At 66.7% G+C, this 8,035-nt stretch carries 8 protein-coding genes; 6 read left to right on the forward strand and 2 right to left on the reverse strand.

The window, feature by feature from the left end; translation table 11 throughout:
* Positions 1-40 precede the first annotated feature (40 nt).
* Genes A5652_RS08885 through A5652_RS08900 form a run of 4 tightly spaced genes read left to right on the forward strand, consistent with a single transcriptional unit; the run spans position 41 to position 4,034 of the window.
* Positions 41-1,618 (forward strand): methylmalonyl-CoA mutase family protein, encoded by a 1,578-nt coding sequence (locus A5652_RS08885; protein WP_067349366.1) that lies wholly within the window; start codon positions 41-43, stop codon positions 1,616-1,618.
* Positions 1,619-2,059: a cobalamin B12-binding domain-containing protein gene (locus A5652_RS08890; RefSeq protein ID WP_067349370.1), complete on the forward strand. Its 441-nt coding sequence runs from the start codon at positions 1,619-1,621 to the stop codon at positions 2,057-2,059.
* Positions 2,044-3,000, forward strand: coding sequence for an LLM class F420-dependent oxidoreductase (locus tag A5652_RS08895; RefSeq protein WP_067349373.1), 957 nt, complete (start codon positions 2,044-2,046; stop codon positions 2,998-3,000). The genes A5652_RS08890 and A5652_RS08895 overlap by 16 nt, the downstream gene beginning before the upstream one ends.
* On the forward strand, positions 2,997-4,034 hold the full coding sequence (locus A5652_RS08900) for a CaiB/BaiF CoA-transferase family protein (RefSeq protein WP_067349376.1): 1,038 nt from the start codon (positions 2,997-2,999) through the stop codon (positions 4,032-4,034). Before A5652_RS08895 ends, A5652_RS08900 begins: the two co-directional genes overlap by 4 nt.
* 6 nt (positions 4,035-4,040) lie before the next feature.
* Here A5652_RS08900 and A5652_RS08905 read toward each other — a convergent pair whose 3' ends face one another.
* Positions 4,041-4,946, reverse strand: a complete 906-nt coding sequence (locus A5652_RS08905; protein ID WP_067349380.1) for a LysR family transcriptional regulator — start codon at positions 4,944-4,946, stop codon at positions 4,041-4,043.
* A 165-nt stretch (positions 4,947-5,111) separates the two neighbouring features.
* On the opposite strand from A5652_RS08905, the gene A5652_RS08910 reads away from it, so the two are divergent.
* Both A5652_RS08910 and A5652_RS08915 read left to right on the forward strand, forming a co-directional pair.
* Positions 5,112-6,008, forward strand: a complete 897-nt coding sequence (locus A5652_RS08910; protein ID WP_067349403.1) for an SDR family oxidoreductase — start codon at positions 5,112-5,114, stop codon at positions 6,006-6,008.
* A 16-nt stretch (positions 6,009-6,024) separates the two neighbouring features.
* Positions 6,025-6,918 carry a TIGR03620 family F420-dependent LLM class oxidoreductase gene (locus tag A5652_RS08915; protein WP_067349406.1) on the forward strand — a complete coding sequence of 298 codons (894 nt, stop codon included), beginning with the start codon at positions 6,025-6,027 and terminating at the stop codon, positions 6,916-6,918.
* 83 nt (positions 6,919-7,001) lie between these two features.
* On the opposite strand, the gene A5652_RS08920 is transcribed toward A5652_RS08915, so the two are convergent.
* Positions 7,002-8,035: amidohydrolase family protein (locus A5652_RS08920; protein ID WP_067349383.1), on the reverse strand; the 1,034-nt coding region annotated here is incomplete at its 5' end.

The following is an 8,035-nucleotide window of genomic DNA, read 5'->3' on the forward strand; positions in this document are numbered from 1 at the left end:
GTATTGGCATTCTCTTTTTTTGCAAGTACGTTATTCACCGATGGATAATACGGCCCACACTCCGTCTGGTATCCCGCTGCAGCCCGTATACGGGCCGGCGGATGTAAGCGCGGAGCCTCCGCAGCCGGGGGAGTTCCCCTTCACCCGGGGTAATTTCGCATCCGGCTATCGCGGCAAGCTCTGGACCTTCCGGCAGTACTCGGGCTTCGGCACCGCCGAGGAATCCAACCGCCGGTACCGCTACCTGCTGGAGCAGGGCGGGACGGGGCTGTCGGTCGCGCTCGACCTGCCCACCCAGTGCGGATACGACTCCGACGATCCCGAATTCGGCGAGGAGGTCGGCCGGGTGGGCGTCGCGGTGGACACCCTGGCCGATTTCGAGATCCTGTTCGACGGCATCCCGCTGGACAAGCTCAGCACGAGCATGACGATCAACGGGACCGCGGCGATCCTGCTGGCGTTCTACGTTGCGGCCGCGGAGAAGAAGGGGATCCCGCGGGAGAAGCTCACCGGGACCATCCAGAACGACATCCTCAAGGAGTACGCCTCGCGCGGCACCTGGATCTGGCCGCCGGTGCCCTCGCTGCGACTGATCGCCGACACCATCGAATTCTGCGCGGCCGAGGTTCCTCGGTTCAATGCGATCTCGGTGGCCGGCGCCCACTTCCGCGATGCGGGGGCCAACGCGGTACAGGAGATGGCGTTCACCCTGGCCGACGGGGTGACCTATTGCGACACCGTGGTCGAACGCGGCCGGATGACGATCGACCAATTCGCGCCGCAGATCTCGTTCTTCTTCTACACCCATGGGGATTTCTTCGAGGAAATCGCCAAATACCGTGCGGGGCGGCGCCGTTGGGCGACGATCGTGCAGGAGCGATACGGGGCGAAGACGGCGAAGGCGGCGATGTTCCGCTTCGGCTGCGTCTGCGGTGGCGCGTCGCTGTACGCGCCGCAGGCCCACAACAACATCGTCCGGGTGGCCTATGAGGCCATGGCCGCGGTGCTGGGCGGTGTGCAGTCGATGTTCACGGCTGCCTGGGACGAGCCGTTCGCCCTGCCGACCGAGGAGACCACGACTCTGGCGCTGCGCACCCAGCAGATCCTGGCGCACGAAACCGGCGTCGCCAGCGTCGCCGACCCGCTCGGCGGCTCCTACTTCGTCGAGGCGCTGACCGATGCGACCGAGGAGCGCATCATCGAGATCATGTCCGACCTCGAGCGGCATGGCGGAATGGTGCAGGCCATCGAGGACGGTTACCTGCAGGGCCTGATCGCCGACGAGGCCTTCAACATGCATCAGGAGGTCGAAGCCGGCACCCGGCCCGTCGTCGGGGTCAACCGGTTCGTGACGGAGGAACTGGCCCACGATGTCGTCACCTACGAACTCGACGCCGAAGGACGTGATCTGCAGCTCAAGCGGCTGTCCAAAGTCAAGGCCGAAAGGGATTCGGTCGCAGTGAAATCCACGTTGGCTGCGCTGTCGCGATCAGCCGAGGGAGACGACAACCTGATGCACAAGCTGATCGACTGCGCCAACGCGTACTGCACGGTCGGGGAAATGGTCTCCGCCCTCAAGGCGGTCTGGGGCGAATTCCAGCAACCGGTGGTGTTCTAGATGGCCGTCCGCGTTCTCGTTGCCAAGCCCGGCCTGGACGGGCATGACCGCGGCGCGAAGATCGTCGCCCGCACCCTGCGCGACGCCGGGTTCGAGGTCATCTACACCGGCATCCGCCAGCGCATCGAGGACATCGCCTCGATCGCCGTCCAAGAGGACGTGGCGGTGGTGGGGTTGAGCATCCTGTCGGGTGCGCACCTCGCACTCACCGCGCGCACCGTGGAGGCGCTGCGCGCCGCCGACGCCGCTGACATCGCCGTCGTCGTCGGGGGAACCATCCCGCACGCTGACGTCCCCAAGCTACTATCCGCCGGCGCCGCCGCGGTATTCCCCACCGGGACGCCGCTGGACGACCTCGTGCGCGACATCCGCGCACTGACCGGCACGGCGGACATTGACTCGAACGAACCCGTCACGGAGGAACCATGCGCGTCGGAGTAATGATCGGTGCCGAACGGGGCGACATGGCCCGCAAGGTGGACAAACTGGTCTCCGATATCGAATGGGCCGAATCCGCGGGTCTGGACACCGCCTGGATGCCGCAGGTGCCCAACGACTTCGACTGCCTGACCATGGTGTCGCTGATGGCCGCACACAGCTCACGCATCGAGCTGGGCACCGCGGTGGTGCCGCTGCAGGCCCAGCACCCGATCGCCCTTGCCCGCCAAGCGCTCTCGACGCACGCGGTGGCCGGTGGGCGGCTGGCGCTTGGCGTCGGCCCGTCGCACCACTGGATCATTCGCGACATGCTCGGTCTGCCGTACGAGAAACCGGCCGCCTACACCCGCGACTACCTCGAAGTGCTCAACGCCGCCGTTGCCGGGCCGGGAGCGGTTGACGTCGAGAACGATTCGTTCAGAGTGCACAATCCGCTGGCCATCGGGGCCGACACCCCGATGCCGGTGCTCGTGGCCGCTCTAGGACCGGTGATGCTGCAGATTGCCGGCGGACTCGCCGACGGCACCGTCCTGTGGATGGCCGACGAGCGCGCGATCGGTGATCACATCGCGCCGAAGATCACCAAGGCCGCGGCGGACGCCGGGCGACCCGCGCCGCGGATAGTCGCGGGAATCCCGGTATGCCTGTGTGCGCCTGGGCAAGTCGATGAGGCCAAGGAGCGGGCCAACCGCATCCTGGGCGAGGCCGAGGTGTCGCCCAACTATCAGCGCCTGCTCGACCGCGGCGACGCCCGCGACGTCGGCGATCTGTGTGCGGCCGGCGACGAGGGGGCTATCCTGGCCCGGATGCGCCGATTCGCCGACGCCGGTGTGACGGATCTGTCGGTGCGGCTGCTGCCGATCGGCGACAACCGCGACGAGCTGGTCGCATCCAAGCGGCGCACCCGCGAAATGATCGCCTCACTCGCCGCGGAATTGCGTTGACCGCAAACAACACCGGACCGCTGGCCGGCATACGCATCCTCGAGGTCGGCACCATGCTGGCGGGCCCGTATGCGACCATGCTGCTCGCCGATCTCGGCGCAGAGGTCACCAAGATCGAACCTGCCGGCGGCGAGATCTCCCGCAGCGTCGGCGCCACCTACTTCGCCAGCCTCAACCGCAACAAATCCAGCATCACGCTGGATCTGAATTCCGATGCGGGACAGCAGCGATTGGGCGAGCTGGTCGCCCAATCGCACGCGCTGCTGGTGAACCTGAAGCCGTCCGCCATCCGCCGGCTGGGCCTGACCTACGACTCGTTGCGCCGGCACAACGACCGGATCGTCTGCGTGGCGATCACCGGCTTCGGCCTGTACGGCGGTGACGACCCGGCCTTCGACTACGTGGTGCAGGCGGGCGTCGGCACCGCCGCCCTGACCGGCGACCCCGACGGTCCGCCGACGCTGCCCGGCTACTCCTCGGCCGACAACTCCACCGGGATGACCGCGGCGCTGGGGTTGTTGGCCAAGATCATCTCCGGAACCGGCGGCCAGGTGGATGTGTCGCTGCGCGACGTCATGCTGTCCCAGCTGAACTACCACGCTTCCGCCTATCTCAACGCCTGCGTCGAGCCGCAGCGCCGTCCATACGGTGCCCATTCGTATTACGTTCCCGCTCAGCTCTTTCCAACAGCTGAGGGATACCTGGCGCTGTTCATCACGCACGACGGATTCTGGAAGTCGTTTGCCGCCGAAGCGGGCATCGGGGGCTTCGAGACGATGGCCGAGCGAGTCGCCCGCCGCGACGAAGTGCTGACCGTCGTCACGGCGATGCTGGCGACCGATACCGCCAGCGGGTGGGAGCAGCGGCTGCGTCCGCTCGGAGTTCCGGCCGCCGCCGTTCGAACCCTGCCCGAGGCGTTGGAGGCCACGCCGGAAGTGATTGTGACAGCGGGCGAATTCCGTTTGGTCGGAAGCCCGATCCACATCTCTGGGTACGAACCCGAGTACCGGCCGGCGCCAGAGCTTCCCCAGTAGCGCCACTCAGACCGGCGCGGGCCCGGTAAGGACAGCCTCGGCGATTCTGCGGAAGGCCGTTAGCAGGCGGCTGCGATCCCCAGCGCGACAAGCCAATACGACATGACTGGGTTCAACACCTTCCAACGGGACCGTGCAGATATCCGGCCGCACACCGTTGCCGTGGACGCCCGCCGTGATCGCCACGGCTTGCCCCGAGGCGATGAGTTCGAACTTGTCCTCCAGCGCATCGATGAACGGACCGTCGGGTGCCCGGCGACCGTCGGGCCGCGGATCGATGCGCCAGAAGGCGCTCCAGGCCGGATCCGAATGCCGCACCCGCGGCATGGGTTCGTCGGCGATGTCGTCGAGGGTGACCGATTCGCGGCCGGCCAGGCGATGGTCTACGGGTATCGCCAGCATCCGCGGTTCGTCGTACAGGATCGTCACGTGCAGCCCCTCGGTCGGAAACGGCAGCCGGGTCACCACCGCGTCTACCCGATGGCCGAGCAACGCATCGAGCGCTTGGTCCCAATCCAAATGCGTGACTTGGACATCGGCTTCGGGATGCTCGCGGCGCATCTCGCGCACCGCGGGCGTGACGATCATGCCCATCGTGTAGCCGATGGTGATCCGGCTGGGCTGCGCGGCCGCTCGCGCCTGCGCGGTGGCTTGGGCGGCCGAACGCAGCAGCGCCTTGGCCCGGGGCAGAAACACCTCACCCGCCTCCGTGAGCTGGGTGCCCTGCGGGGTGCGGTCCAACAGGCGGACGCCGAGTTGCTGCTCGAGCCGGCGGATCTGGCGGCTCAACGACGGCTGCGCGACGCGCAGCGCTGAGGCGGCCCGGCCGAAGTGCCGATGCTCGGCAACGACGACGAAGTAACCCACCCGCCGCAGGTCAAGATCCACCACCGGCGATGCCGACTCCGTCATGCGCCCAGTGTAATGGGAGCGAGGGCCGCCGGAAGCTGCAGAATCTATCCCGACCAGCTGTGATGCCCGAATTGCATCGCGCCATATGAAACAGGACTTGGACACGGCTTTAGCACCGCCATTGACTTGATGGCGTACATCCCATGGGACCAGAAGGGAACTTTCATGCACGTCTTCGTCACGGGCGCGACCGGTCACATCGGCTCCGCCGTTGTCACCGAACTCCTCGACGCCGGGCACCAGGTCACCGGATTGGCGCGGTCGGACGCGGGCGCCGCCGCCCTGCAAGCCGCGGGGGCAACACCGCGCCGCGGAGATCTCGACGACCTGGACGGCCTCCGCGATGCGGCGGCGGCGTCCGACGGCGTCATCCACCTCGCCTTCAAGCACGACTTCGACGACTTCGCAGGCGCGGCCGAGACGGACCTGCGCGCTGTGCGCGCCATCGGGGAAGCACTCGTCGGTTCCGATCGGCCATTTGTCAGCACGTCGGGAACGCTGCTGCTTGCGCTGTTGGGGCAGGGCGGCGGTGTTGCCACCGAGCAGGACACGGTGCCATCCGGACCGCGGGTTGATTCCGAAAACGCGGTGATTGCCCTCGCCGAGCGCGGGGTTCGGTCGTCGGTGATCCGCCTTGCGCCACTGGTGCACAGCGACCTGGACCACCACGGCTTCGCCCACCACCTGATCAACGTCGCCCGCGAGAGCGGCGTGTCCGGCTACCTTGGCGATGGCGCCAACCGCTGGCCGGGTGTACACACGCTCGACGCCGCACGCTTATACCGGCTTGCGCTCGAAAACGCGCCCGCTGGAACGCGTCTGCACGGCGTCGACGATGAGGGAGTGCCGTTGTGCGACATCGCCGCCGTCATCGGTCGTCACCTGGACGTGCCGACGTCCAGCATCGCCGCCGAAAATGCCGGTCACTTCGGCTTTCTCGCGCTCTTCGCGTCGTTGGACAATCCGACGTCGAATGCCTTGACGCAGAAGGTCCTTGACTGGCACCCGGAACGACCGCGCCTGCTCGAGGACCTCGACGCCGGCCACTACTTCGGCGAGTGAGCGAGTGACTGACTCGGTGATCGCCTCGGCACGCCAGGCGCTGGGCCCGGCTGGGGTGTGTCTGCCCGTCTCGTTCACCAGCACACCGTCGGCCGACCTATTGCGGGAGGCCGCGCGCCGTCTGGAAGACGCCGGGTACGGCGCGGTCTGGACCAACGAGGTCATCGGCAAGGACGCCTTGGTGCAGCTCGCCGTGCTGTTGGCCGCCACCGACCGAATGACCTTCGGCACCTGCATCGCCAACATTTGGGCGCGGCCGGCCCAGACCATGCACGCCGCGGCCGCCCAACTGGCGCAGGCGTATCCGGGCAGAATCGCGCTCGGGTTAGGAGTCGGCTATCCGGAGCAGGCGGCCAGTGTTGGTCCTGAATTCGGCAGTCCGCTGGCCACCATGCGCGACTACCTGGAGGCCATGGACGGCCCGACGTGGCCGCCGGCACCCGACGCGCCGTATCCCCGGCTCGTCGCCGCCAACGGGCCGAAAATGCTTGCGCTGGCCGGTGAAAAGGCCGACGGGGCTTTTCCCGGCGGGCTGCCGCCGGAGTTCACCGCCTCAGCCCGCGAGGCGCTAGGACCGGACAAGCTCCTCGTCGTTGGCCTGTCGATGGCGCGCGACATCGAGGCCGCTCGCGAGGCGGTGTCTGCCAGACTGGGCCTGCCATCTTATGCGTCGAGGCTGGTGAAACTGGGCTACTCGGCTAGTGACGTCGACGATGTGAGCGATCGACTGGTCAATGCGCTTGTCGCCCATGGCGATCCGGCCGATGTCGTCTCCAAGGTGGGAGAGCACCTGGCGGCGGGTGCGGATCACGTCGTGCTGCTCCCACCTATTGGCGGTGAATTTGGCGCCGCCATCGACCGATTCGAAGAACTGCGGCCCGTACTGGCCGAACTGCTGCGTGTCGCCTGACCACACCCGACGGACTACGCCTCCGAACGTCGAGTTGTTGCGGCAAAATCGCTCGATCTCACGCAACAAGTCGACGTTCGGCGTCAGGAGTTGGACTGCGCGAGCTGCTTTTCCTGATATAGCCGCGCCCACTCGGCACGGGAACGGATCGACACGTCCACGTCACTCCCCTTGGCGCGCAGTGCCTTAACGGTCGCCTGCTCGCGAGTGGTCCGGGAGAACGGGTCCCACCCGAAGAACTTGCACGAGTTCTGCCACGTGATTTTGTTGATGTCGGAATCGTCGGCGCCAGCGGCGTTCAACTCGGCGAGCACCTGCTCGGGCGCGTCGGGCCAGAAGCAGTCCGAGTGCGGGTAGTCGCACTCCCAGGCGATGATGTCGATGCCGATCTCATGGCGCAACTTCAGCGACGTCTTGTCGGTGACGTAGCACGCCAGCGAGTGTTCACGAAAGACGTCACTGGGCAACTTGTCGCCGAAGTCGCGACGTAGCCACTTCTGGTTGGTGTAGTGGCGGTCGCTGCGGTCCAGGTAGAACGGAATCCAGCCGATGCCGCCTTCGGAGAAGGCAAATTTCAGATCCGGGTAGTTGCGCATCGCGGGGCCCCACAGCAGATCCTGCGCGCACATTGCCGAAACTTGGGTGGCCAGGATGATCAAATTGTCGATCGGCGCGTTGGGCGCCATGCTGATCGCTCCGAAGCCGGTGCCGATGTGCAGGCACATCACCACGTTCTCCTCGGACAGCGTGCGGAACACCGGACCCCAGTAGTCCTCGTCGTGGTAGCTCGGAAGTCCTTCCAGGTGCGGCAATTCCGGCATGGTGACCGCCCGGCAGCCCTTCGCGGCCACGCGGCGGATCTCGGCGCACATGCCCTCGGGTGTCCAGGTCGGCAGGATCGCGATCGGGATGAAGCGGTCCGGGTAGGACCCGGCCCATTCGTCGATGTGCCAGTCGTTGTAGGCCGACACCATCACCAGGGTGACGTCTTCGCGCGTCATGTTGAGGTGCCGGGCCGAGAAGCCGGTGAACGTCGGAAAGCACATCGACGCGAGGATTCCGTTGCGGTTCATGTCGCGGACGCGTTCGTGGACGTCGTAGACACCCGGGCGCATCT

Source organism: Mycobacterium sp. 1165178.9, from assembly GCF_001673555.1.
GTDB lineage: Bacteria > Actinomycetota > Actinomycetes > Mycobacteriales > Mycobacteriaceae > Mycobacterium.